Source organism: Streptomyces sp. NBC_01294 (genome assembly GCF_035917235.1).
Lineage (GTDB): Bacteria > Actinomycetota > Actinomycetes > Streptomycetales > Streptomycetaceae > Streptomyces > Streptomyces caledonius.
Map to the genome: position 1 here is coordinate 7,933,212 of NZ_CP108423.1, position 24,240 is coordinate 7,957,451.

The 24,240-nt window shown below is 71.4% G+C and carries 19 protein-coding genes and 2 pseudogenes; 15 read left to right on the top strand and 6 right to left on the bottom strand.

Annotated elements, in window-relative coordinates:
• Nucleotides 1-541 precede the first annotated feature (541 nt).
• The 3 genes from OG534_RS35900 to OG534_RS35910 all read right to left on the bottom strand — a co-directional run bounded on the left by OG534_RS35900 (nucleotide 542) and on the right by OG534_RS35910 (nucleotide 3,765).
• Nucleotides 542-862 carry a hypothetical protein gene (locus OG534_RS35900; protein WP_326586240.1) on the bottom strand — a complete coding sequence of 107 codons (321 nt, stop codon included), beginning with the start codon at nucleotides 860-862 and terminating at the stop codon, nucleotides 542-544.
• A 98-nt stretch (nucleotides 863-960) separates the two neighbouring features.
• Complete coding sequence (locus OG534_RS35905) at nucleotides 961-2,508, bottom strand: carboxylesterase/lipase family protein (protein WP_326586239.1); 1,548 nt, start codon at nucleotides 2,506-2,508, stop codon at nucleotides 961-963.
• Nucleotides 2,509-2,898: 390 nt separating this feature from the next.
• Entirely contained in the window at nucleotides 2,899-3,765 is an 867-nt protein-coding gene (locus tag OG534_RS35910) for an SDR family oxidoreductase (protein ID WP_326586238.1), read from the bottom strand.
• 234 nt (nucleotides 3,766-3,999) lie between these two features.
• Here OG534_RS35910 and OG534_RS35915 point away from each other — a divergent pair.
• Nucleotides 4,000-4,131 (top strand): annotated as a pseudogene (locus OG534_RS35915) (IS701 family transposase); the annotation flags it as partial.
• A 391-nt stretch (nucleotides 4,132-4,522) separates the two neighbouring features.
• Nucleotides 4,523-4,840: a hypothetical protein gene (locus OG534_RS35920; RefSeq protein WP_326586237.1), complete on the top strand. Its 318-nt coding sequence runs from the start codon at nucleotides 4,523-4,525 to the stop codon at nucleotides 4,838-4,840.
• A gap of 149 nt (nucleotides 4,841-4,989) precedes the next feature.
• Here OG534_RS35920 and OG534_RS35925 read toward each other — a convergent pair whose 3' ends face one another.
• On the bottom strand, nucleotides 4,990-5,385 hold the full coding sequence (locus OG534_RS35925; RefSeq protein WP_326586236.1) for an Imm7 family immunity protein: 396 nt from the start codon (nucleotides 5,383-5,385) through the stop codon (nucleotides 4,990-4,992).
• Nucleotides 5,386-6,091: 706 nt separating this feature from the next.
• On the opposite strand from OG534_RS35925, the gene OG534_RS35930 reads away from it, so the two are divergent.
• From OG534_RS35930 to OG534_RS35965, 8 genes are all read left to right on the top strand, one after another.
• A complete protein-coding gene (locus tag OG534_RS35930; protein ID WP_326586235.1) occupies nucleotides 6,092-6,754 on the top strand; it encodes a deoxynucleoside kinase in 663 nt (220 codons plus the stop codon).
• A 260-nt stretch (nucleotides 6,755-7,014) separates the two neighbouring features.
• Nucleotides 7,015-7,173 (top strand): hypothetical protein, encoded by a 159-nt coding sequence (locus tag OG534_RS35935; protein ID WP_326586234.1) that lies wholly within the window; start codon nucleotides 7,015-7,017, stop codon nucleotides 7,171-7,173.
• 517 nt (nucleotides 7,174-7,690) lie between these two features.
• The gene (locus OG534_RS35940) at nucleotides 7,691-8,749 is read left to right on the top strand and encodes a 3-oxoacyl-ACP synthase III family protein (protein ID WP_326586233.1); all 1,059 of its coding nucleotides are present in this window, start codon (nucleotides 7,691-7,693) and stop codon (nucleotides 8,747-8,749) included.
• Nucleotides 8,750-8,758: 9 nt separating this feature from the next.
• Entirely contained in the window at nucleotides 8,759-9,661 is a 903-nt protein-coding gene (locus OG534_RS35945; protein WP_326586232.1) for a hypothetical protein, read from the top strand.
• Nucleotides 9,662-9,666: 5 nt separating this feature from the next.
• Nucleotides 9,667-11,742: a fatty acid CoA ligase family protein gene (locus OG534_RS35950; RefSeq protein ID WP_326586230.1), complete on the top strand. Its 2,076-nt coding sequence runs from the start codon at nucleotides 9,667-9,669 to the stop codon at nucleotides 11,740-11,742.
• Nucleotides 11,727-12,878 carry an NAD-dependent epimerase/dehydratase family protein gene (locus OG534_RS35955; protein ID WP_326586229.1) on the top strand — a complete coding sequence of 384 codons (1,152 nt, stop codon included), beginning with the start codon at nucleotides 11,727-11,729 and terminating at the stop codon, nucleotides 12,876-12,878. Before OG534_RS35950 ends, OG534_RS35955 begins: the two co-directional genes overlap by 16 nt.
• Complete coding sequence (locus OG534_RS35960) at nucleotides 12,875-16,471, top strand: amino acid adenylation domain-containing protein (protein ID WP_326586228.1); 3,597 nt, start codon at nucleotides 12,875-12,877, stop codon at nucleotides 16,469-16,471. Before OG534_RS35955 ends, OG534_RS35960 begins: the two co-directional genes overlap by 4 nt.
• Entirely contained in the window at nucleotides 16,468-17,169 is a 702-nt protein-coding gene (locus OG534_RS35965) for a formyltransferase family protein (protein ID WP_326586227.1), read from the top strand. The genes OG534_RS35960 and OG534_RS35965 overlap by 4 nt, the downstream gene beginning before the upstream one ends.
• A gap of 4 nt (nucleotides 17,170-17,173) precedes the next feature.
• On the opposite strand, the gene OG534_RS35970 is transcribed toward OG534_RS35965, so the two are convergent.
• Nucleotides 17,174-18,433, bottom strand: a complete 1,260-nt coding sequence (locus tag OG534_RS35970; protein ID WP_326586226.1) for a Gfo/Idh/MocA family protein — start codon at nucleotides 18,431-18,433, stop codon at nucleotides 17,174-17,176.
• A gap of 1,147 nt (nucleotides 18,434-19,580) precedes the next feature.
• On the opposite strand from OG534_RS35970, the gene OG534_RS35975 reads away from it, so the two are divergent.
• Nucleotides 19,581-20,396: a methyltransferase domain-containing protein gene (locus OG534_RS35975; RefSeq protein WP_326586225.1), complete on the top strand. Its 816-nt coding sequence runs from the start codon at nucleotides 19,581-19,583 to the stop codon at nucleotides 20,394-20,396.
• Nucleotides 20,397-20,528: 132 nt separating this feature from the next.
• Nucleotides 20,529-20,708: a transposase gene (locus OG534_RS35980; RefSeq protein WP_326586224.1), complete on the top strand. Its 180-nt coding sequence runs from the start codon at nucleotides 20,529-20,531 to the stop codon at nucleotides 20,706-20,708.
• 129 nt (nucleotides 20,709-20,837) lie between these two features.
• Here the strand turns inward: OG534_RS35980 and OG534_RS35985 are convergent.
• Nucleotides 20,838-20,960 (bottom strand): annotated as a pseudogene (locus OG534_RS35985) (TauD/TfdA family dioxygenase); the annotation flags it as partial.
• 156 nt (nucleotides 20,961-21,116) lie between these two features.
• Between OG534_RS35985 and OG534_RS35990 the strand changes: the two are divergent.
• The 3 genes from OG534_RS35990 to OG534_RS36000 all read left to right on the top strand — a co-directional run bounded on the left by OG534_RS35990 (nucleotide 21,117) and on the right by OG534_RS36000 (nucleotide 24,014).
• Nucleotides 21,117-22,130 carry an SPFH domain-containing protein gene (locus OG534_RS35990; protein WP_326586223.1) on the top strand — a complete coding sequence of 338 codons (1,014 nt, stop codon included), beginning with the start codon at nucleotides 21,117-21,119 and terminating at the stop codon, nucleotides 22,128-22,130.
• On the top strand, nucleotides 22,127-23,026 hold the full coding sequence (locus OG534_RS35995; RefSeq protein ID WP_326586222.1) for a hypothetical protein: 900 nt from the start codon (nucleotides 22,127-22,129) through the stop codon (nucleotides 23,024-23,026). The genes OG534_RS35990 and OG534_RS35995 overlap by 4 nt, the downstream gene beginning before the upstream one ends.
• 520 nt (nucleotides 23,027-23,546) lie before the next feature.
• A complete protein-coding gene (locus OG534_RS36000) occupies nucleotides 23,547-24,014 on the top strand; it encodes an SRPBCC family protein (RefSeq protein ID WP_326586221.1) in 468 nt (155 codons plus the stop codon).
• The last annotated feature ends 226 nt before the right edge of the window (nucleotides 24,015-24,240 follow it).

Below are 24,240 nucleotides of genomic sequence, written 5' to 3' on the forward strand. Positions count from 1 at the left end.
TTCAGCCCCTCAGCGGTGGCCTCATCCGCACCGTGTTTCGAGATCCCGGAGTTCAGGAAGAAGACGCCAGCCGTGAGCCTGAGCGGAAGTTGCCGCGCTGCGGAACACCATGCCGAACCGGATGCCATGCCGAGCCTCCCAGCCTTGACCCCGCCTCCTACCACCCTGCCATCCGCCCGAGCCGTGTCAAACCGGAGTCAATCACCCTGCTGATCCTGGAGCCCCGTACCAGGTCAGTGCAGGTGAAGCTGCCAGTCCGTCGGGGCGGGCGGCACCCCGCGGCGGCCGCGCCTCTCTCCGTGCGGGGGATACGGTCCCGACCTGCGGACGATGCCCGGACACCGGATGGGTGGCGGCGATCAAGGCGCATGTCATCACACTCCGAAATCGGAGCCTCACCGTGCTGAAGTGGACCCTGCGCGCCACCGCCGTGGTTGGACCTTCCAGGAGGCCCGGGAACGCTCGGGCCTCTGGGGTCGTCCTCCCGGGCCGGGCCGGCACACGTCAGCCCTGGCAGCAGCGGAGTACCGGCCCGAGATGTTCAGGGCACAGCCGTCACGCACATCGACCCTTCGTCGCGGCGGCGGGTGCCTCCCGGAGTCCTGAGCCGCCGCTGCACATCTGACACCAGGTGCTGAAGTCGTCCAGGCCCCAGCCCTTCGCTCTCCATCCACTCGTCCAGGCGCGGACGTATGTACCTCACCATGCCTGGGCCGTGGCGACGCAGCACTGAACGGCTGATCGAAATCTCTTCCTGGATCTCGCGCCGGAGTTCATCGGTCCAGCCCTGGCTCCGGTCGGTCACCCCCAGAGGAGCCTTGAGGGCAGTCACCGCCTCATCGAGAACCGCAAGCAGGTCCAAATCTCCTCCGAAGGTCGCAACAACTGCCCTGCGCATCTGTCGCGGCGGCCAACAGTCATGGGCTGGGCTCGGCAACTATCGCTCAAAAAGGAACCGGACTAGCGGCCGAGTAGCGGCAGTGCGGGGAAGGCGTGGTCCTGCCAGATCAGGCGGGAGGCCTCCTCCGGGTAGGCGGCGAGGGTCGGTCGGGCGCCGAAGAGCCGTACGAGGCGCTGCTCCGTGTCGTACGCGGGCCAGCCGGGGTCGCCGTGGGCGGCGAACGCGGTCCAGGCGGCCCGCATCCGTGCGGACAGCTCTTCCGCCTCCGGGAACGGGCGTTCCCCGATCAGCACGGCGGGCTGGCCGCGGTCCAGGTTTCCGAAGACCAGCGGCACGTCGAGGCCGTGACAGGCACCGAGGGCGCCGCCCATGCCCGGGGCGGACCAGGTCAGCTCGTAGACGTGGGCACGGCCGCCGGCGGCAGCCTGGGCCTGGGCGAGGTGGAGGGACGGCATGCGGAACAGCCAGTCGGAGTTGACCAGCTCGTACAGCTCGTCCGGGCCCGCGGTGGGAAACGCGTCGCGGTAGCGGCGCGCGGCGTCCCGGCCTGGGCCGAAGATGTTCAGGGCGGTCTCCGCCTGCTCCGGAGTGACCTGGCCGAGCAATCCGTCGAGCGCGGCGAGCAGACGTGTTTCGTCGCGGGTGTGGCCGACGAGGAGTTCGACGTCCCGACCGGCGCCGTCGGCCAGAGCCTGCCACGGCGTGACCGGCAGGACGTCTCCGTCGACGACCGGCGAGAACGGGATCGCCCGGTGTGCGACCGGACCCCAGCGGTCCGCCCACCGCTCCATCTTGGCGCCGACCGCGTCACCTGCGGCGGACAGCCTTACGGGGTCGACCCCGGACAGGTCGCCCACCGTGGGCTCCAACCCCAGCTCGGCAGCGCAAGCGGCGGCGATGTCGGCGGCCAGCTCCGGCGAGAAGAACGTGCCCTGCACACTCTGTGCCACGGCCCGGCCGAAGAGCCCGGCCGCGCGCGGCATCGCCAGCAGCGCGGCGACCGATCCGGCGCCCGCCGACTGGCCGAAGACGGTGACGCGCCCCGGGTCACCGCCGAAGGCCCGGATGTTGTCGCGCACCCATTCCAGGGCGGCGACCTGGTCCAGCAGGCCCCGGTTGGCGGGCGCTCCCTCGATCTGCCCGAACCCCTCAAGTCCCACACGGTAGTTGAACGTCACCACGACGACACCGCCGTCACGGGCCAGGCGGCAGCCGTCGTACTCGGGGAGACCGGACATGCCGATCGAGTAGGCGCCGCCCTGGATCCACACCATCACCGGCAGCCCTGCGCCCGGGCTCGGTTCGGGCGACCAGACGTTGACCGTCAGCCAGTCGTCGCCCGCCGCGTCCCGCGCCAGCGCATCCATGCCGAAGTGGCCGCCCTGAGGGGGCGGCGGGCCGTACGACGCCGCCGGCCGCACGCCGTCCCATCCTCGTACGGGCCTCGGTGCGGCGAAACGCAGCGCGCCGACGGGCGGCTCGGCGAACGGGATGCCGCGGAAGACCGCCACACCCTCCTCGCAGGTTCCACGGAGCGCCCCGCCCGCCACGCGGACTTCCGGCTGGGCCGGCTGGGACCCGGAGGCCTCGGACGCGACAACGGTCATCACAACTCCCTCACTGGGCGGCCCGGACGTTCCGGATCATCCCGCTGCCGCCCGGCGCGCGCCAGCGATTTAGGGCGGGCGGGAGGGCTCTGCGCGAGCCGGAGGACGGCCCAAGATCAGAAAGAGACGGAGGCGTAGGGGTGGAGGAGCCACCAGAAGTCCCGGACCGGCTGGTTGGACCGGTCCTGGCTGCCTGATGCCGCTGCCGCTGTCGCTGGGCGCTCTGTTCTCGCTGCCGCTCCTGCCCCTGCTCCTGCTCCTGCTCCCGATCGTGTTGGGACCTCTGGGCAGTTCCTCCGCGCGGAACGCGGTCTCCTGCCTCTCCTCGCACCAACGCAACGGCGCAGCGCCCCGGCGGGCTCGTGGCGTCTTGCCGGCGCCGAGTAGGTGCTACTCGCCGACCAGCAACGGGGCCGCCCAGCGGGCGAACTCCTTGAAGCCGCGCGGTTCACGGCCCGTCAGTTCCCGCACCGAGCTGGTGGTGGAAGCGTTCTCACCGCCGCGCAGCGCCTCGAAGACGGCCACCACCTGCTCCGCGAGCCACTGCGGCAGGCCGGCCTGGGCCATTCCCGCGACCGCTGCATCGTCCGGGACGTTCACGTACTCGACCGGGCGGCCCAAGGCGCTCGACAGCAGCCGTGCGACCTCGGCGTAGGTGATCGCCTCCGGGCCGGTGAGGACGTGAGTCCGGCCGTCATGCCTGGACGTGACCAACGCCGCGGCAGCGGCGGTGGCGACATCATGTGGATCGACCATTGCGATGCGCGCGTCGCCGGCAGGCAGGAAGAAGCGGCCGGCCTGCCGGATGGTCGTGGCAGAACCGAGGATGTTCGACATCATGTGGCTTGAGCGCAGCACCACCGCAGGGATGCCCGAGCCGCGCAGGTGCTCCTCAATGCGGCCGTGCTGGTCGAAGAAGACCGTCGAGGAACCGGCCCGTGCCCCGATCGTGGACAGCATGACCACCTGTCGGACACCCGCGGCCGCTGCCGCGTCGATCGCGTTCGTCCCGTACTCCACCTGTCTGGGGTCGTTCGCGCAGAGTAGGAACATCCGCTCGACACCGTCGAGTGCCCGCCGGACCGACGCCGGCTCTGCGAAGTCGCCGTGCGCCATCTCGGTCTTGCCGTCGAGAACGGCGGCCGCACGATCCAGGTCACGGACGAAGGCACGAACCGAAATGCCACGCTCACGCAGCTCCGTGGCGACCTTCGAACCGACGTTCCCTGTCGCGCCCGTCACCAGCACCGTCGCCATGATCGCTCACTCCCCGAGGTCGGCCCGCGTCGGCTCAAAGTATCCGAATGGTGACACTGGGTTGCGGGGACGTGGCCGCTTGGTACTCCGGCCGTCATGATCTTGCGGGTCGGGGCCGGTCCAGGGACGGGTGAGGCCGCCGGCGATCACCGGTGTGTGAAGACGGAGGATCAGACGGTGGCCGCAGATCACGGCATAGATCCGGCCCGCTGGCAGGAGATGTTCGAGGTTCTGATGGGCTGCATCGCGAGGCGTTCTGCGCGAGTGGAACCGCGGCGGCGGGCCCGGGAGTTCGCGCTCGGGCTCTTGTCGGACTTGCCACGCAAGAGCTGCTGGACGCTGGCCGAGAACGCCGGGGGTGCCACCGGTCGGCCGGGATCCCCGAGGAGGTCGGCTTCGCCACGCAGCCCGCACGCGCCGCCCGCGTGATCAACAATTCCCCGGCGTCGCAGGTGGTGGCGGATGGTGCGGGAGGAGTAGGCGGGGTCGGTCGTCGGCGGAAGACGGAGGTGGACGGTGGAGCGACCTCATGCCGTCACCGTTCCGTCCGCGAGTCGCCCGAATTGGTCGGCTGCCTTCTGGCCCCACGCCCGTTCCTCTCCGGCTCGGGCATCATGACGGAGGTCTCCAATGGCGGGGGCCGAGGCGACGGGAGAATCGCGTGGTGCAGTGGAGGCGTCTGAGTTCCGGTGTTCGTCCGGTGCCCCGACCCGTCGCAACTCCTTCCGTGTGGGCAGCCGCAGGTGCCGCGGCTCTCGTGCTGGTCACCGTCCTCAACTACCTGAACGGCCACGGCGACCCCACGATCGACCTCCTTGTGCTGTCTGTGGTGTGCGCGGTGCTGAGCACCGGAGCCCGGCTCGTCGCCGCACCGGGTACGGCCCTGGTCTGCTGGCTCGCCCTCAACGGCTTTGCCACACCACCCATGGGCGAACTCACCTGGTCCGCCGGCTACGACCTGGGTCGTCTCGGATGTCTCCTGGCGGCGGCGAGCACCGGAACCGCCATCGCCCGCATCGCCAGTGCCCGCGCCGCCTACCGCCGACTGACTCCTCACAACCCTGCGGGCTCCTGACCGCCCGTGGGCGGCTCCGGAGGCGGCCGACCTCTCAGGAGGTGGGTGGGGCTCATCCGGCAAACGGGCCTACGTATTTCACGGCACGGCACGGCACGGTCACCGCAGCCGTGATCCGCTTGTCGCTCCGCGCGTGAGCCGGGCAGTCTCTAGCCGGTGAAGGGGTCTTCCAGCTTCGGGATACACGGAGACAGCAGTGCCTCCGTGTGCTGCGTGATCGTGCCCCGAGCGAGTCTGAGCACGCGTGCCTCGTTCTCGTGGCCCGGGTCCTCGTCATCGTGCATATGAAGAAGCCCGTAAGAGCCGGGTGCCACCTCAGCCACATGCTCGAACAAGTCAATGACATCGGTCGCTGAGCGGTGATTGGCGTTGCCTCCCAGGTGGATGAACGGCTCACCGTTCATCCACCTGAGGTCGAGGAGGTACGGGTCGGCCATCTCGGCGATGCGAAGCCGAAGCTCATCGATGATCTGCCGCAGCCGGACATCATCATCCTCGTTGGCCGCGGTCTCCCTGATCGTGATCCACCCGTGGTACTCGAACACACCGCGATCCTAGTCAGGGTCAGGCCGGCCCTGTGTGACTGCGTCGACCGGGCAAGATCAACCAGCCCCCTGGAGTCTGTTCGGCGGATCATGCCGCGGCCGCAGGGACACCGCAGGCTGCGGCGTGACCGAAGCGCGTCATGGCCCGCACCTGGTCAGAGGCGCGGGGCATGGACGAGCAGTCCCGGAAGGACCTTCTCGCCGAGGTGGAAAGCAGCGCTCTCTACGCCTACCGGGAAATGAAGCCCTGGCCCGATTCCGGCGCCGCCCTTCTGCACGGGCGGATTCCCCGGCAGACGCAGGCCACCGGGCACCCACCCGGGCCGGGTACCCCGAACGGCATCCGGCCCGAAGGGTTCGAAGATCACTGCCGATGTCGGTGGCGCCGTAGAGCGAGGTGGGGTGGGAGCCGGTGCTCCGGCCGGTGTGGGGTGCAGCGTCACTTATGATTCAAGGCGGCCGTGGGCCGGTGACTCGTCGCCGTCCGCGGCAACTGCGAAGCGGTCGGTCCGGTCGGTCCGGTCGGTCCGGTCGGTCCGGCCGGTCGCGGAGGGGGTCCTGCGTCGGGCCCCGGTCCGGACAGGGACCAGATGGCGCTGATCATGAAGATCTCGGGGAATCGAGTGACCGCCGATACGCGTCTCAGTGGTGTGGGGCGCTCAGCCCACTCGCCCGCGAACAGAAGACCCCCGGGGAGAAGTGAGGTATGTCAGTGATCTGCGTCGGTGGCATGATCGGAATAGGCAAGACGAGCGTGGCCGAAGTGCTTGCCAAGGAGCTGGGCAGCGAGGTCTTCTACGAGAGCGTGGAAGACAATCCGATCCTTCCGCTCTTCTACACGGCGAGCCCCGAGGAGATCGAGGCGAAGCGCTACCCCTTCCTCCTCCAGCTCTACTTCCTGCAGACCCGGTTCGCCTCGATCAAGGAGGCGTACAAGCAGGGCGACAACGTCCTCGACCGGTCCATCTACGAGGACTGGTACTTCGCCAAGGTCAATCACGACCTGGGCCGGATCAGCTCCCTCGAGATGCGGGTGTACGAGGGGCTGCTCGAGGAGATGATGCGCGAGATCGACGGCCTGCCGTACCGCAAGGCACCCGATCTCATGGTCTACCTCAAGGCGGACTTCGAGACGGTCCTGCACCGCATCGGGCTGCGGGGCCGCGATTTCGAGCAGGACGAGAACCTCATCGAGTACTACCGGACGCTGTGGTCCGGCTACGACGACTGGGTGCACAAGCACTACTCGGCCAGCGAAGTCCTCGTCGTCGACATGAACCACACGGACGTGGTGAACAACCCCGAGGACGCGGCGCGCGTGGCGCGGGAGGTCAAGGAGGCCCTGGCAGCGGGCGGGCTTCGGGCCTGAAGCTGTGCCACGCGGCGCGTCCAGCTCCCTCGTGTCGCGTTCCCTCGTGTCGCGTTCCCTTGCCTTGCCTTGCCTTGCCCTGCCCGCGTCCGGCCGACAGCTGCTGCGCACCCGTGCACGCTCCATGAGCGCGCCGACGGGCATGCTCACTCCTTGAAAGCCCCGGCCGCACCAGCAACGGCTTCGCCGCGACGCTCGGCGTACCGGTCGGCGTACCGGTCGGCGTACCGGTCGGCGTACTGCTCGGCGTACTGGCCGCCGTGCCGGCCGAGCTGACCGGCGTCCGCCCTGCGGCCAACGGCCGCGCATCGGCACCTGAGGTCGTCGACACGGCCGCGCTCGTCTGGGAGGTCCGGCACGTGACCCGGGACCAGGAAAGTCGGCTCACCGAGTACGCCGAGGTGCTGGGCGGGGCGTGAGGTGCCGGTGGCGGCGGAGGGGGGAGTTGACGCCCGGCACGGCGCGGAGCGGCCCGCGAAGCGGGCCTCGTCTCCCTGTCCTACGTGGAGATGTCGCTCCGCCGCGAAGAGGCCTCGGCCATTTGCCGCCCGGCCGGGACACCCCACCCGTCCGGGAGCTCACGGCACCCGAGCGCGCTGCCCCGCCGTCGGCGGGACTTGGAGGCCAGCTTCGCGCTGAGTTCCGCCTCGGTCGTGCCGACGGGGGTGGACCGAGTGGTTCCGGACAGGTTTTCGAGGGCGTGGGTGCCGCCGAGAGCGGCGGAGGCTCTGGTTCTGCTTGATGCCAGGGTGGCGACGGGTGGCCGATATTCGACCGTATCTTCCGGATTTGCGAATCCCTGACATCTCGGGGACATCTCCGTACGCTACGGTAACTTGACTGTCCGTTATTCCTCGGGCTCCTCTTGAATCCCTCTGTCAACCACCGCTCTGGCACTCCCATGCCCTCGGTGGAACGCTACGGAGAACGACACACATGAGCACCACCGCATACAGCCGAATAGAAGCCTTAGGCATCTGCCTTCCGGCCACAGTCCAGACCACCCCCCAACTCGCCGCCCTGGTCCCGGGGCTGGGGGAGGTGGACATCGAGAAGATCACCGGGATCGCCGAGCGGCGCGTCCACGACCCCGAACCGGCGGCCGGCGAGGACTCGTTCGGGATGGCCCTGTCCGCCGCGCGGGACGCGCTCGAGTCCTCCCGCTACCGGGCCGCCGACCTCGACATCGTCATCTCCGCCTCGATCACGCGCTTCAAGGACGGCGGCCGGTTCACCTTCGAACCGTCCTTCGCCGCGATGCTGGCCAGGGAGCTGGGCGCCCGCTCCGCCATCCACTTCGACGTCTCCAACGCCTGCGCCGGAATGATGACCGGCGTGTGGCTGCTCGACCGCATGATCCGCTCCGGTGCCGTGCGCCGCGGGCTGGTCGTCAGCGGCGAGCAGGCCACCCGCGTCGCGCAGACCGCCGCACGCGAGATGACCGACTCCTACGACCCGCAGTTCGCCTCGCTCTCGGTCGGGGATTCGGCGTCCGCAGTCGTCCTCGACGTTTCCGCCGACGCAGCCGACCGCATCCACTACATCGAGCTGATGACCTGCTCCGAGTACTCCCACCTGTGCATGGGCATGCCCAGCGACCGCACCCCGGGCATCGCCCTGTACACAGACAACAAGAAGATGCACAACCGCGACCGGCTCAAGCTGTGGCCGCGGTTCCACGGGGACTTCCTGGCCAAGAGGGGGCGGACGTTCGCCGGTGAGGAGTTCGACTACGTCATCCAGCACCAGGTCGGCACCCGCTTCATCGACTACGCCAACCAGACGGCCGAGGCCGAGTTCGCCGCTCCGATGCCTGCCTCCCTCTCCGTGGTCGAGCGGTACGGAAACACCGCCACGACCTCGCACTTCCTGACGCTGTGCGAGCACCTCAGGGCGGGCGACGCCCGCCCCGGGGCCACGTACCTGCTGGTGCCGGCCGCCTCCGGTGTGGTCACCGGTGCCCTGTCCGCGACGCTCACGAACGTGGGGGTCTGAGTCATGGGCATGGTCATCACGGCAGCCGGCACAGCCCTGCCCGACACGTCCGCCCCGACGTCCGTCGTGGACCTCGCAGGCCGGGCCGCCCGTGGCGCCCTGGCTCGGGCGCGGGTGTCGGCATCCTCCATCGGCGTACTCATCAACGTCGGCGTCTACCGCGAGCACAACACCTTCGAACCGGCCATGTCGGCCCTGGTCCAGAAGGAGGTCGGCATCAACCTCGACTACATCGCCGACCCCGAACCGGCCGCCGGCTTCTCCTTCGACCTGATGAACGGAGCCTGCGGCGTACTCAACGCCGTCCAGGTGGGCCAGGCCCTGCTGGACACGGGCAGCACCGAGCGGCTGCTGATCACCGCTGCCGATGTCCACCCCGGCGGCGACGCGGACCGCGACACCGGCTACCCGTACGCGGACCTGGCCGGCGCCCTCCTGCTGGAGCGCAGCGCCGACCCCCACGCCGGGTTCGGGCCGGTACGCCACTACACCGCCGACCGGCCCACCGATGTCGAGGGCTACCTCGACACCGACACCATGGGCCGGCACGGGCGGACCACGATCACCGTCCGGCGCGAGCCGGGCCACGCGGAGCGGCTGAGCGCGTTCGCGGCGAGCGCCGCCGCCGACTACGCGCAGGAGATCGGCATCGACCTCGACCGGACGCTGGTGATCGGCCCGTCCGCGGGCGCGTCCCCGTCCGCGTCCCCGTCGCCGCCCGCGTCCCCGTCCGCGGGCGCATCCGCTGACGCGGCCGCGGTCCGGGGGGAGCCGCACACCGCGGCGCCGGTACTCGGCTACCTCCAGGCGATGGACGGCGTACGCCGCGACGACCACGACCAGATCCTGTTCGTGTCGGTCGGCGCCGGCCCCAGCGCGGCGTGCGCCCTCTACCGGCCCGAGGGGTGGTGAGCCCCGTGCCGCAGACGAGGTTGACCGACGGCGGCGGCCGGGCCGCGGAGCAGCCGGCCACCGTTACCGACAGCGTGGCCGGGTGGCTCGAGCGAAACGCCCGTGCCTTTCCCGACAAACCTGCCGTCATCCATCCCGACGGCCGAGGCTCCGGCAGCTACGGCACCATCACCTACGGCGAGTTACAGCAGACGGTCGAGGAGCTGGCCCGCGGATTCCGGCGCGCCGGGATCACCCGGGGCACCAGGACGGTGCTGATGGCCCCACCCGGGCCGGAGCTCTTCGCCCTCTGCTTCGCGCTGTTCCGGGTCGGGGCCGTGCCCGTCGTCGTGGATCCCGGCATGGGGGTACGGCGCATGCTGCACTGCTACCGGGCCGTGGGCGCCGAGGCGTTCATCGGGCCGCCCCTCGCCCAGCTCGTGCGCGTCCTGGGCCGCCGTACCTTCGCCGGTGTACGCGTGCCCGTCACCCTGGGACGGCGCCGGCTCGGCCGCGGCCACACCCTCTCCGCGCTGCGCACCACCCCCGCGACCGGAAGCCGTGCGGACGCGGCGGCACCGGCCGGCGGGGACGACCTGCTGATGATCGGCTTCACCACCGGAAGCACGGGCCCCGCCAAGGGAGTCGAATACACCCACCGCATGGCGTTGTCCATCGCCCGCCAGATAGAAGCCGTCCACGGCCGCACCCGCGACGACGTATCCCTGGTCACGCTGCCCTTCTACGGGGTGCTCGACCTGGTCTACGGATCCACCCTGGTCCTCGCGCCGCTGGCCCCCGCCCGGGTCGCCCAGGCGGACCCCGCGCTGCTCGTGGACGCGCTGGAACGATTCCGCGTCACCACGATGTTCGCCTCGCCGGCCCTGCTGCGGAACCTGGCCGGTCACCTCACAGGCGCCGCTCGCGGCCGCCACCCGCTGCCCGACCTGCGCTGCGTCGTCTCCGGCGGGGCCCCCGTGCCAGACGCGGTCGTGGCCGCGCTGCGCCGCGTACTCGACGAGAAGGCGCGGATCCATGTGACGTACGGGGCCACGGAGGTTCTGCCGATCACCTCGATCGAGGCGGCCGAGATCCTCGGTGACGACGCCGATGTCGACGCCGATGCCGGTGCCGACACCGACACCCGCCGCGGAAGCGGCGGTACCGCGGCCCGCGCCGCCGCGGGCGAAGGGACCTGCGTCGGCCGGCCCGTCCCCGGCACCCGCGTGATCATCGCCCCCGTCACCGACGGCCCGCTCGCTCGACTGGACTCCACAACCAGCCTGCCGACCGGGCGCGTCGGCGAGATCCTGGTCCACGGCGACTCCGTCAGCCGGCGCTACCACCGGGCACCCCAGTCCGACGCCGCCCACAAGGTGACCGAGGAACGACCCGGCGGCGAAGACCCCCGCACCTGGCACCGGACCGGCGACCTCGGCCACCTCGACGCCGACGGACGGCTGTGGTTCTGCGGACGCGCCGCACAGCGGGTCCGCACCGGCTACCGGGACCTGCACACCGTGCGCTGCGAGGGAGTCTTCAACGCCCACCCCCTGGTCCGGCGCACCGCCCTGGTCGGCATCGGGCCGGCCGGAGCGCAACGGCCCGTCGTCTGCGTGGAGACCGAGACAGGGGCGGACGGGGCAGCGCTCGACGAAAGCACATGGACGGAGCTGGTCGCCGAACTGCGCACGATGGCCGGGGCACACGCCGCGACCGCCGGCCTCCAGGAGTTCCTGCGCCACCCGGCCTTCCCCGTGGACATCCGGCACAACGCCAAGATCGGCCGCGAGGAGCTGGCCCGCTGGGCCGAGCAGCAGGAGGCCCGGCCCACATCCTCCCCGGGTCGCCGCGCGGTCCGGATCGTGCCGCTCGCCGGATGGGCGTACCTCGTCGGCGGAGCGGTGTGGGCCGCGGCCGGGGGAGTCCCCGACATCCCGGTGCTGCGGTGGCTGTGGTGGGCCGACGCATTCCTCAGCATCGGCGTGCACGCCGCGCAGATCCCGCTCGCGCTGCCGCGCGGCAGGGCGGCCGGACACGGGACCGCCGCGGTGGTCGGGCGCACCATGCTCTACGGCGCGACCTGGTGGCGGGCGCTGTGAAGATCCTGGTCACCGGAGCATCCGGATTCCTGGGCGGGCACCTGGTCGACGGCGCGCTGCGCCAGGGCCATCAGGTCCGCGCCCTCGTACGGGGAGGCAGCGATGCCGCACGGCTGCGCTCCCTGCCCGGCGTCGAGGTCGTCACCGGCGACCTCACCGACGATGGTTCGCTCGGGCGGGCGGCAGAGGGCTGCGAGGCGGTCCTGCACAGCGCGGCGCGGGTCGTCGACCACGGCAGCCGCGCGCAGTTCGAGGCCGCCAACGTCACCGGTACGCAGCGGCTGCTGGCGGCGGCGCGGTCGGCGGGCGCGCGGCGGTTCGTGTTCGTCTCCAGCCCGAGCGCGCTGATGCGGGTACGGGAGGGCGACCGTCTCGGCATCGACGAGAGCACCCCGTACCCGGAGCGGTGGTTCAACCACTACTGCGAGACGAAGGCGATCGCCGAGCAGTACGTACGGGCGGCGGACGGGCCGGAGTTCACCACCTGCGCCCTACGGCCGCGCGGCATCTGGGGGCCGCGCGACCACGCCGGATTCCTGCCGCGCATGGTCGACGCCATGCGCGCGGGACGACTGCCCGACCTGTCGGGCGGCAAACGGGTGCTGGTCTCGCTCTGCCACGTCGACAACGCGGTGGACGCCTGCCTGCGGGCCGTGCTCGCCCCCGCCGGGCAGGTCGGCGGCAAGGCCTACTTCGTCGTGGACCGCGAAGAGACGGACCTGTGGCCGTTTTTGGCCCGGGTCGGCGCCCTCTTCGACTGCCCGCCGCCCGCCCCGCGCATCCCGCTCGTCCTCGGCCGCGCGATGGCCGCGGCGGTCGAGACGGGCTGGCACCTGCGCCACCGGTCCGCGGGCAGCGGAGGAAGAGGCGGTACGGAGGCGGCTCCGCCCCTGAGCCGCTACATGATGGCGCTGCTGACCCGCTCGGCGACGTACGACACCCATGCCGCCCGACACGACCTCGGCTACACGGCTCCGCGCACCCAGACCGACGGGCTGCGAGCGCTGCAGGAATGGGTGACGGAGGTGGGCGGCGTCGCCGCCTGGACCGCCGGCCCGGCCGCCCGGAGCGGTACCGCCGCACCGGCCCGCCGCCCCGCACCCGAACACACCGAACAAGGGAACACACAGTCATGACATCCACTCAGGTCGGTGCGGGTGCGGGTGCGGGTGCGGGTGCGGGTGCGAGTACGGGTGCCGGTGTCGGTGGCCGTGCCGACGCCCGCTACCGGCGCCCGGTATCGCCCACCGAACGCCTCTACCTCGCCGCCGGGGACGCCCGCGGGGCCATGGCTCTGCGCATCGTCGTCGAGGGCGACGGCGTACCCGACCCCGAGCACTTCCAGTCAGCCCTGGCACGGGCCGCCGAGTCGTGCCCGGGATCGCGGCTCGTGCGCGCCGGGGCGATGTGGCGCGCCGAAGGGCCGTTGCCGCAGGTCCGGTACGAGGTACCGCGCGCCGGTGCGTACGCCGACTCGGCGCCGGGGACGGTCGAGTTGCCCACCGGGCCGTCGCGCCGAGCGGTGCCGCCGGGCTGCGAGGTGCTGATCGTGCCCGGCGCGGACGGGAAGGCGACCACCGTCGTCTTCAGCGCCTCGCACGCCGTGATGGACGGTCACGGCGCCCTGACCTGGGTACGGGAGGTCTTCCGGGCCCTGCGCGGCGAGCCCGCCCGGCCCGCGCTCGACGCGGACACCGACATCGGGCTGCTGCGCCGGCTCGGCAGTAAGGGGCCGCGGCCCACGCCGAGTCCTCCCCGGCGTTCCCCGCTCGGTCCGCTCGTTCTGCTTGGCCCGGGCAGCGGTGGCAGCCGCCCCCTCCGGACACTGTGGCTGCGCCGCACCCTGCCCGGCCGCCATCCCGCGCTCACCGCCCGCCTCGCCCAGGCCCTGACCGACGCCGCGCGGATCGACACCCGTGTCATGGTCCCCGTCGACCTGCGCCGCCACCGCCCAGGGATCGCGGCCACGGGCAACCTGAGCCTGCCACTGTTCCTGGACCTGCGGCCCGGGGCGGACTGGACGGCCGCGCACACCACCCTGCTGACCGCCCTGGCCGAAGGCCGTGAACTCGCCGCCGGATTCGAGACCGCCCTCGCGCCGCTGCCGCTGCCCGTGACCGCCGGGCTGCTGCGCACCGCCCAGGCCGTGGCCTCACGTACCGACCGGCACCTCGCTTCGGCCGTCGTCTCCCACCTCGGCCGCCTGGACTTGGCGGAACTCTCCGGCGGCGGCTTCACGGCGTCGACGGTCTACGCGCTGCCGGTGCATGCCCCACTGGTCCCGCTCTCCCTGGTGGCCGCCGAGAGCGGCACGGCGACCGAGATCACGCTCGGCGTTCGCGGCGGGGGCCGGGACCTCGAGGCCCGCGCCGCGGAGTTACTGGGCACGGTCCTGGCCGGCTTCGAGGGCGAGGACATGGCCCCGGGAGTTCGCCGGGCCGGGCCGGATGCGGATGCCGATGCCGATGCCGATGCCGAAGGGGGCGGCGTACTCGCGGGGTCGCACGAAGCCCGGTCGGCGACGCCGGCGCGGCTCTACCCGGGCACCGCGACCGGCTCCGACGGTCGGGCGGCCGCTCCGGCGACCGCATCTCCTCCCGCGTCGGCAGCCATACCGGCGCGCGGTCCCGCAGGAGAGGCCTCGGCCACGGGCCCCGCACCACAGGCGGCGCTGCCGCAGGCGGATCCGGCCGCCCCGGACCTGAATCCAGCGGCCGTCCTGGATCCGGCCGCCCCGGACCTGAATCCGGCGGCCGTCCTGGATCCGGCCGTTCCGGACCCGAATCCGGCGGCCGTCGCGGATCCGGCCGTCCCGGACTCGAATCCGGCGGCCGACAAGCTCACCGTCGTGGACGCCTTCCGCGCCCAGGCCGCCCGCACGCCCGACGCGCCCGCGCTCGACGGGCCCGAGGGCGTGGTCACGTACGCCGAACTCGACCGGCGCTCCGACGCCGTCGCGGCCCGGCTCGCGCGGCGCGGCGTGGGGCGCGAGGACCTGGTGGGGCTGGTCGTCGACCGCACGTCCGCCGGAGTGTGCGCCCTGTGGGGCATCCTCAAGGCGGGCGCCGCCTACGTGCCGCTCGACCCCGGCCATCCCGGCGCACGGATCGGAGAGATCCTCCAGGGATCAGCCGTCGCGCTCTGTCTGACCGGGCGACACCTGGCCGAGGAACTCGCCCCCTTCGTACCCGGGACCCTGCTCGCGGTCGAGGACCTCCTCGACGGTCCTGCCCCTGGCTCTGACCCCGGCACCGGCCCGGACACGGACGCGGATGCGGATGCGGACGCGGACACGGAGGATGTCCGCGAGGTCCGTGCTGCCGGACCCGCTGCCTCGGCAGACGTGCGGCCCGCGGACCTCGCGTACGTCATCCACACCTCCGGTTCCACCGGCCGCCCCAAGGGCGTGCAGATCGAGCACGGAAGCCTCATGGGATTCGTCCGCTGGATGACGGACGTCTGCCGGGTCACCGGTCGTACGCGCTTCGGCTTCGCCTCCTCCTACGCGTTCGACATCTCGTGCTTCCCCCTCTTCCTGCCGCTGCTGGCCGGTGGCACGGCCGTACTCGCCCCCGGCACCCCTTCACCCGCCGCCCTGCGCGAGCTCGTCGCAGAGCACCGCGCGGACACCCTCGCGCTCACGCCCTCCCACCTCGCCCTCCTCGGCGCCGCGGGCAGCGGTCACACGCACTCCCTGCGCACCCTGCTGCTGGGTGGCGAGCCCCTCACCCCCGCCGCCGTACGGTCCGCACGCGCCGCTTTCGGGGCGGATTGCCGTGTGATCAATGCGTACGGGCCCACCGAGGCGGCCGTCGCCGTGCTCGCCCACACCGTGGACGGTGGCGAGACCGGCGCCACCGTCCCGATCGGCCTCCCCGGCCCGTACGCCCAGGTCGACCTCGTCACCGACGGCGAGACCATCGGCAGCGGACCGGACCACACCGGCCGCACCGGCGAGATCGTCGTACGCGGGGTACAGGTGGCCCGCGGCTACCTCGGGCCGTCCGACGGCCGTCCCTCCCCCTTCACCACCGGCCCCGACGGCGTCCGCTCCTATCGCACCGGTGACCTCGGACGCCGACTGGCCGACGGCTCCGTCGAGTTCGCCGGGCGCATCGACGAGCAGATGAAGATCGCCGGGCACCGCGTCGACCCCGCCGAGGTCGTCGCCGCCCTCGAAGCCCACACCGCCGTCCACCGCGCCGTCGTCGTGCCCCGTCGCCGCCCGCACTCCACGGCGGCGGTGCTCTGTGCGTACGTCCTGCCGGACGCCACCGTCGGCCCCGCGATACGCGCGGATCTGGCCCGGGCCCTGCGGACCGAGTTGATCCGGACACTCCCCGCGTACCTCGTCCCCGCCCATGTCGTCGTGCTCGACACACTGCCCAGCACGGTCAGCGGCAAGGCCGATCTCGACGCCTTACCGGACCCCTTCGCCCACACCGCGCCGGTCGCGTCCCCACCTGCCACCCTGGAGGCCCGGGTCAGGCACCACTGGTCGGAGATCCTCGGCGTCGACGGCGAACTGCTGTCGGCGGACTCCGACTTCCACGCCCTCGGCGGCGATTCCCTGGCCCTCGTCGAGATGGTCACCGCCGTCTCCTCGGACCTGCTGACTCCCGGTCAGGCCCAGCGGTTCACAGGCCGTCTCGACTGCCTCGTACGGAACCTGACGCTCGGGCAGGTCTGCGCACACCTGACCGCCGCCCGCGAGGAGGCCGCCGCATGATCTTCGTCGGAGAGGGAGCCCTGCTCCGCCGCGCCGTCACCCACGCGGCCACCCGCGGCCACCCGGTCGACCTGGTCTGCTCCGCCGACCCGCTGGACGCCGCGGCCGCCGACGCACCCCACCTCGCGGCGGCGGACATCAACACCCACGCCGACACGCTGGCCCGGGCCTGCACCGACGGCATCGTCTGGTCCCTCAACAACCGGCAGATCTTCCGGGAGCCCCTGCTCCGGGCCGACGGCCTGCGCATCCTCAACATCCACAACGGTCTACTGCCTCGACATCGCGGACTGCCCTCCGTCGCCGTCCTGTTCGCCCTGCTGCACGGCGACACGGAGTACGGCGCCACCGCCCACGAGGTTGACGCCGGCATCGACACCGGTCCGGTCCTGGCCGAACACCGCTTCCCCATCGGGCCCGAGGACCGATACCACCACGTCATGCTCCGCGGGATCCGCGCCTGTCACGCCCTCTTCGAGCAGATCCTCCCGGCCGTCGCCGCCGGAACCGCCCACTCAGCACGCGTTGCGGCGGCGGAACCGTCCGCGTACTACGGTCTGCGGGCCCTGGACCGGCTCGACACCTATCGACACCACCCTGCCTACGCCCGCGCCACCGACCTCGGCCCCTTCGCCGCCCATGCCCCCGAGCTCACCCGCGCGCTGCTCCTACCGTCCCCGCACGAAACGCTCGTATGACCGGTCATGCGCGGGGGATGACGTGTTCGACGGTTCCCGCGAGTCGGGCGCGTTCGGCCGCGAGGACTGCGAGGTGGCTGAGGAGGGATTCACGGGGGCCGGAGCGGACCAGCGAGGCATCGCCGGTTGCGACGGCCGTGACGAAGGCGTCCATCAGTCCGGCGTCGCCGCCCCCGTGGCCGCCGGCGGCGGACATGCCGCCCGCGGGCGTGGTGTCGATGATCTCGTCGTGTCCGGTGAGGAAGTCGTGGACGCGCAGGGTGGCGCCGTCGCCGTGCAGCTCGCCCCGGGTGCCGAAGACCACCGTACGGCGATTGGCCATCTGGCTGAGACCCGTCATGGTGAAGGTGGCCGTCGTGCCGCCGGCGAACTCCATTGCCACGACCTGATGATCCACCACGTCGTTGTCGCAGGCATAGACACAGCGGCCGTAGGGACCGGACCGCAGAGCCGCGTCGAGTGCCTTCTCGGTCGGCTCGTCCACGACGGCGGACAGCGGCCAGCCGTGGTTACCACCGGCCAGCCGCTCCCCGTAGATGCGCCGGGCGGAGAAGGCGCACTGCGGCTCGATGGAGCAGTCCAGGCAGCGGTCGGCAGCGCCGGCAGGGCGGTTCGCGGGGGTGAAGTGGGAGAGGCGTCCGAAGCTCGAGACGCGAGTGGGGGGTTGGCCGATGACGTACTGGAGCCAGTCCAGGTCGTGACAGGACTTGGCCATCAGCATGGACGTGGCCTCGTCCGTACGGCGCCAGTTCCCGCGGACGAAGGAGTGCGCCTGGTGCCAGTGGCCGACCGGTTCGGTGTGCTGGACGCTCACGACGTCGCCGAGCCGTCCGGAATCGAGAACGTCTTTGAACACCTGGGTGTAAGGGGTGTAGCGCAGGACATGGCCGACGGCCAGGACCACCCCTGCCCGCTCGACGGCGTCGACGATGGCGCGACATGACGGCTCGTCCAGCGCCATCGGCTTCTCCAGCATGATGTGGTAGCCGAGTTCGGCGAAGGCCAGCGCGGGCTCCAGGTGCATCCGGTCCTGCGTACAGATCAGCACGGCATCGGCGATCCGGCCGCGCGCGGCCAGCTCCCGCCAGTCGCAGACCGCTCCGTCGGCGGCGATGCCGTGTTCGGCCGCGAATCGCCGACGCCGCGTTGGCCGGGGCTCGGCGACGGCGACGACCTGGGCCCGATCGGGATGCTTCAGCGCCCAGCGGGCGTGTCCGGTGCCGCGGTCGCCCGCGCCGAGGACGATCAGAGACAAAGGTGCCATGACCGGGCAGGCTACCCGTCGCGTGCGGGCATGGAAGGCGCTTTCTCCGGTCCGCTGCACGGACTCACGCTCACGTAGGGCCGCCGAGCGGCTCCTGCACGAGGTGGTGACGCGGGCGACGCGGCGGGCTGATCCCTCGCCGGCGCCGGCGCCGCCTACCCAACCGACAGGGTCACCGGGCCGGTCGTTGTGAGGCGGCTTTCTGATCCATGGGGGTCCGCGGCTGAGCTCTACGGCCTGCTCGGCCGTCCAGTGAGGCAGGCGAGTCCCAGATCTGGGGGTAGACCTCGGCCTGTGTGGTGAAGTGCCGCGCCTCTGCCGGTGCAGGCTCACCCTCCGCCTGCACGTCCTGAATCTCCTCGGCGAGATCCCGCGCCCACTCGGGATCCTTCAGGGCCCGGTCCAGTTCGGCAGGCGTGACGCGCAGGTATCCCCGTTCATGCTCATGGGCGGCAGCATACGGAGCGTGTCCGACAGTGGCGTCGGTCGAAGCACGTTCGCACGTGGGTTCCTGAACGCCCTGCGGACCCTGGCCGGCGTGAGCTTGTTCGGTTCCGCCGGTCTTTCCCAGGGGCCGACGAAGGTCGTGTGCCACCTCCATGAAGTCGGCCGACGGCCCTCCGGATCAGCGTCGTTCCGCACAGCAGCAGCACCTGCTGCTGTGCTTCACCGGCGTATGCGAGCATATGCTCTTAAGGGCCGAGGTTCAGCCCTGGCTGCTGCCTGCAGTCAACCGATCGGTACATGACAGTGAGCAGCTCGAGGGGCGGTAGCGATGTGTCGCACGCGCGGTAGAGATCGCAAGGACGCGAGCGGGCGCCTGCTGCTTCCCATCGATCGAGCAAGGAACATCCTGTGACTGCCTTTGCTGTCGCTGGCGCGGGCGCTCTCGATACCGTCTCGGCTGTCGTACGGCAAGGCGGCTCCGGCGCCACTTTTGGCGCAGTGGCCCTCGGGGTTCCCGCCGTCGTCGGGCCCGGAACGGCAGGGCTCAGCGGCAAGCGCAACGTCTCGCGGCAACCGGAGCGGGGGCGGCGCTGGTCGCAGCTGCTCGCCGACCCTACGTTCACGCGTGCGGCATTCCGCATTCGTGAAGAAATATCCACCATGCCGACGGTCGTCCATGGCGCATGAGGGAAATTGTTGGTTGGAACACGAAGAGGAATCAATGAATATCAGGCCTACCGATAACGCGTTCGCTCGCATCGATGCCGTATCCGCGGAGATGCGAGGGAAAATCATCGATTATCTCGATGTCGTGGCCGGTCATCCGGAGATGAAGCGAGTCCGGACTGCCGCTTCGGCGATCTTCGCGCCGTCCGAAGGTGAGCGGTTGCTGGACGCCGGGTGTGGTGCAGGAGAGGTCGCGCGAGAGCTCGGAGCGCAGGTGGGGAGCGCCGGCGCCGTGTTTGCGATTGATCGGTCCCAGCAGGCGGTGGCGGTCGCCCAGGCCCGGCATGACGGCGGGCCGGTGACGTATCAGTCCGGGGATGTCACGGCGCTCGACTTTCCGGATGGCCATTTCGACGGAGTGCGCTGCGAACGAGTGGTGCAGCACCTGGCGGACCCTGATGCCGCGATCGCCGAACTGGCCCGGGTAACGCGGCCGGGAGGCCGGGTGTGTGTCATCGACACCGACTGGTCCTCGTCCGTCGGAGACGGCTTCGACCACCTGGACGAAGTGGTCGGCAGCTTCTTCCCGGGCCACTCTGCCGGACGGTGCGTCCGGTCGCGCATGGTGAGGTCCGGTCTGCGGGAGACCAGCGTGCTGCCCGTGACGCTTCGCTTCCTCTCTCCGGCGGATGCGGGAGTTGTGGCACCGATCTTCAATCGCGTCCTCATGCGAGAGTACCTGTCGGAGGAGTTGTTCGACCGCTTCTGCTCATCAGTGGACCGGTCTGCGGACCGAGGCGACTTCCTCTACGCCTTCACCATGTGGATCTCCCTGGGGCGCGTCGCTTGACGTGAGCAGGGCTGACGCGAAGCCGTCGTGACCTTGTGGGTGCGATCGCCGCGTGCGAGGTGACGGCGGCTGCAGTGAGGCAGACGCAGACGCAGAGGCAGCCGGGGGCTCCGGCAACTCCGAACGCGACGAATGAGGGAGGCGATCCGTCATTTCTTCACGGCCTCCGGCAACACCTACGGCTCGCTGCGAATCACCTTGGATCTGTGGGCGGAAGGCCGGCAGGTCTCCGAGAACACCGTTGCCAAGAACGTGGCCGCGCTCAGCCTTCAGGGCGGCAAGCCCCCGCCGGCCAACGGCTGCCCGACGTGAGGACCGCGTCCGGCTCTGGGGAGTGGTCGCCCAGGAAGTCCGGACGGAGGAGGCGGGCCAGGCCGGTGGGGCGCCCGCGGGGTCGGGTCGCGGTGGTTTCGCCACGCTGGAGGCGTGGGACCGAAAGGCGGTGCGGCCATGGACGGTGACGCGGTTGTCGATCACGACCAGGTCGCCCGGATTCAGGCGCAGGGTGCGGGCGGTCGCCTCGCAGGCGCGGCCGAATTCGGTCAGTGCGGACGCACGGACCATGAGACCGCTCGGGGGCAGTCCGTCCCGCAGGCCGAGGACCCGTTCGAGCGGCTTCCGTTGCCGGCGGGGCAGCTCCCCGGAAACCTTCTTTTCGTCCCCTTGACGATATGGGCGCGTCTCGTTATCGTCGTACTGACGAAATGAAGGGGGTTAGCCATGGCCGACATCACCCGGCGCTTCGGCTGGCGTCATCTGCGCTCCGCGCCCACCGCCCACATCCGCCACCACAAGCGCGGCCGACTCGTCCACGACGGACGGGGGCTCAGCTTCTGGTACCGGTCGCTGTCGGCGGCGCTCTCCGAAGTGCCGGTCGACGACCGGGAGCTGGCCATGGCCTTCCACGCCCGTACGTCCGACTTCCAGGACGTCGCCGTGCAGGCCACCGTCACCTACCGGATCAGCGACCCGGCCGAGGCCGCGAACCGACTCGACTTCTCCGTCGACCCGGACACCGGGAGCTGGCGCGGCGCTCCCTTGGAACAGATCGCCACTCTCCTCACCGAGACCGCGCAGCAGCACACGCTGGACGTACTGGCCCGGACTCCGCTGGCCGTCGCCCTGGTGGACGGCGTCGCCTCCGTGCGCGGGAGCGTCGCCGCCGGTCTCGCCGCTGAGCCCAGACTCCCGGCCACCGGCATCGATGTGGTGACCGTGCGCGTCGTGGCGATCCGCCCCGAGGCCGAGGTCGAGCGCGCCCTGCGGACCCCGGCCCGCGAGCAGATCCAGCAGGAGGCGGACCGGGCCACCTACGAACGGCGGGCCGTCGCCGTCGAGCGCGAGCGTGCCATCGCCGAGAACGAGCTGGCCAGCCAGATCGAACTGGCCAGGCGCGAGGAGCAGCTGATCGACCAGCGCGGCACCAACTCCCGCCGCGAAGCCGAGGAGAAGGCGGCGGCGGACGGCATACGCACCGAGACCGAGGCGGCCCGCAAGGTCCGCCTGGCCCGCGCGGACGCCGAGGCGGCGCGCGAGACGGGCGCCGCGCGCGCCGAGGTCCAGGCCGCCTGGCTGCGCGTGCACGACGAAGCCGGCCCGGGCACGCTGCACGCCCTGGCGGTGACCCGGCTGGCGGAGAACCTGCCGCGGATCGAGAGCATCACGCTCTCTCCTGACGTCCTCACCGGCCTCCTCTCCAGGCTCGGACGTCCGGAAGGCGGCGCGGGCGCGTGAGCCTGGCCCCGCGGGCGGTGCTCGTGTACCGCAGGACCGAGTACGAGGAACTGCTCGCCCGGCACGGGACGCACGGGCAGGCCGCGTTCTTCCTCTCCAGCCGGGGCCGGTCGATCGACGAGGTGGTACGCCGCCACGACCGCACGCGGCAGGCGCTGCGGGAGGTGGCGGCGGCGGTGCCGCTCACCTGGCGCAGCTCCCGGGTGGAACGGGCGGACCTGGACCGCTTCCTGTTCGCCCCGGAGGACGTGGTCGTCGTGGTCGGCCAGGACGGCCTGGTCGCCAACACCGCGAAGTACCTGCGCGGACAGCCGGTGGTCGGCATCGACACCGACCCGGGACGCAATCCGGGGGTCCTGGTCCGTCACCGCTGCGCCGACGCGCCCGCCCTGCTGCGTGCGGCGACCGCCGCCGGGAGCCGGGCGGAGGAACTGACCATGGTCGAGGCCGTCGCCGACGACACCCAGCGCCTCCTCGCACTGAACGAGATCTACCTGGGCTCGCCCGGCCACCAGACGGCCCGCTACCGCCTGGGCTCCGACGGCGAGAAGGGCCCGGGCGAGGCCCAGGCATCCTCCGGGGTGCTGGTGGGCACCGGCACGGGCGCCACCGGCTGGCTGCGTTCCCTGTGGCTGGAGCGCGGCAGCTCCGCAGGACTGCCCGCACCCTGCGACCGGCGGCTCCTGTGGTTCGTGCGCGAGGCCTGGCCTTCCCCCACGACCGGAACGACGAAGGTCGCCGGTGAGCTGGGGCGGGGGCAGGGGCTGCAGCTGACCGTGGAGTCGGACCGGATCGTGGTCTTCGGCGACGGGATGGAGAGCGACGCCCTGGAGCTGACCTGGGGCCAGAGCGTACGCCTGGCCATCGCGGAAACGTCGCTGCACCTGGTGACGTGAGCACCCTGCCCGACCGGCTCTCTCCACTGCGGACCCACAGGGGGACGTGATCGGCGCGGGACGCACGCAGAGGATCGGCGAGAGCGATGGCACACATGCCGTCGCCCGGCACCTGAACCGCCTGACGGCCGGCACCTCCTGGAAGTAGACCTCGGGTACTGCCCTGGTGGGCCGCCTCGTGGACGCGACCCTCCACTCCCTGATGCCTGGTGTCCGAGAGGTTCCGGTCGAGGGCAGGCGGACTCCGGCTGGGGCTGTCCTGGCCGACCCGGATGCGGGCACGGGGAGGAGTGCATGTGCAAGCGGCGCGAGTGCGGGGGCATCCCGCTCCCGGGCCACCGGGGCACCGGGGCGCTGGCGCGCGGTGCGAGGGTGACCGCTGCTTGGTAGGGCTCGGCGCTTTCGTCGGAGCGGTGGCGAGGCCGCGCCGCTGCTTCAAGGCGGGCACATGTCCGACCCGGCTGTTTCCATGGGTCGAGACGGGGCCCGGTCGGGCCCCCATGCGCGAGGGAGCGAGGCCATGGGTAATCCGCAGGTGACGGTGGAACGGCGGATCACCGCGTCCCCGGAACGGGTCTGGCAGGGGTTGACGGACCTGGCGAACATGCCGGCCGTCCTGAGCGGCGTGGACAGCGTGGAGGTGCTCAGCGATGGACCATTCGCGGTGGGTACACGGTGGCGTGAGACACGGCGGATGTTCGGCAAGCAGGCCACCGAGGAGATGCGGGTCACGGCCTGTACGGTCGCCGAGCGCTATGTCGTCGAGGCCGAGTCCCACAAGACGCACTACATCTCGGAGTTCACGCTGCGCGCGGAGAGCCCCGAAGTGACCGTCGTACGGATGACGTTCTCGGCCCGGCCGCCCGGCGGGTTCGGCGGACTCCTCGCCAAGGTGTTCGGCGCGTTGGGCGCCAAGGCCGTGGCCAAGGCCATCGCCCAGGACCTGAAGGACGTCGCAGCCTCGGTGGAGGGCGCTCCCGCTTCCTGAGGAGTTGTGCTCTGGCACCACGAAGGCCATGCGTTCGATGTGAAGTTCGGCGCATCCGGCTACCGCCAGTACGTCCGGCAGGCGCCGACGCTCTTATCTCGACAGGCACTGTCTCACGCAGAGCGGGGTGGGTGTGCCTTCACCGAGGTCGGCTTCCGCTGACACACGAGCTCCTCGACCGGTGGTGAGCAGCAGCTCCGGCAACACGGCATCGGTCAGATCTCCA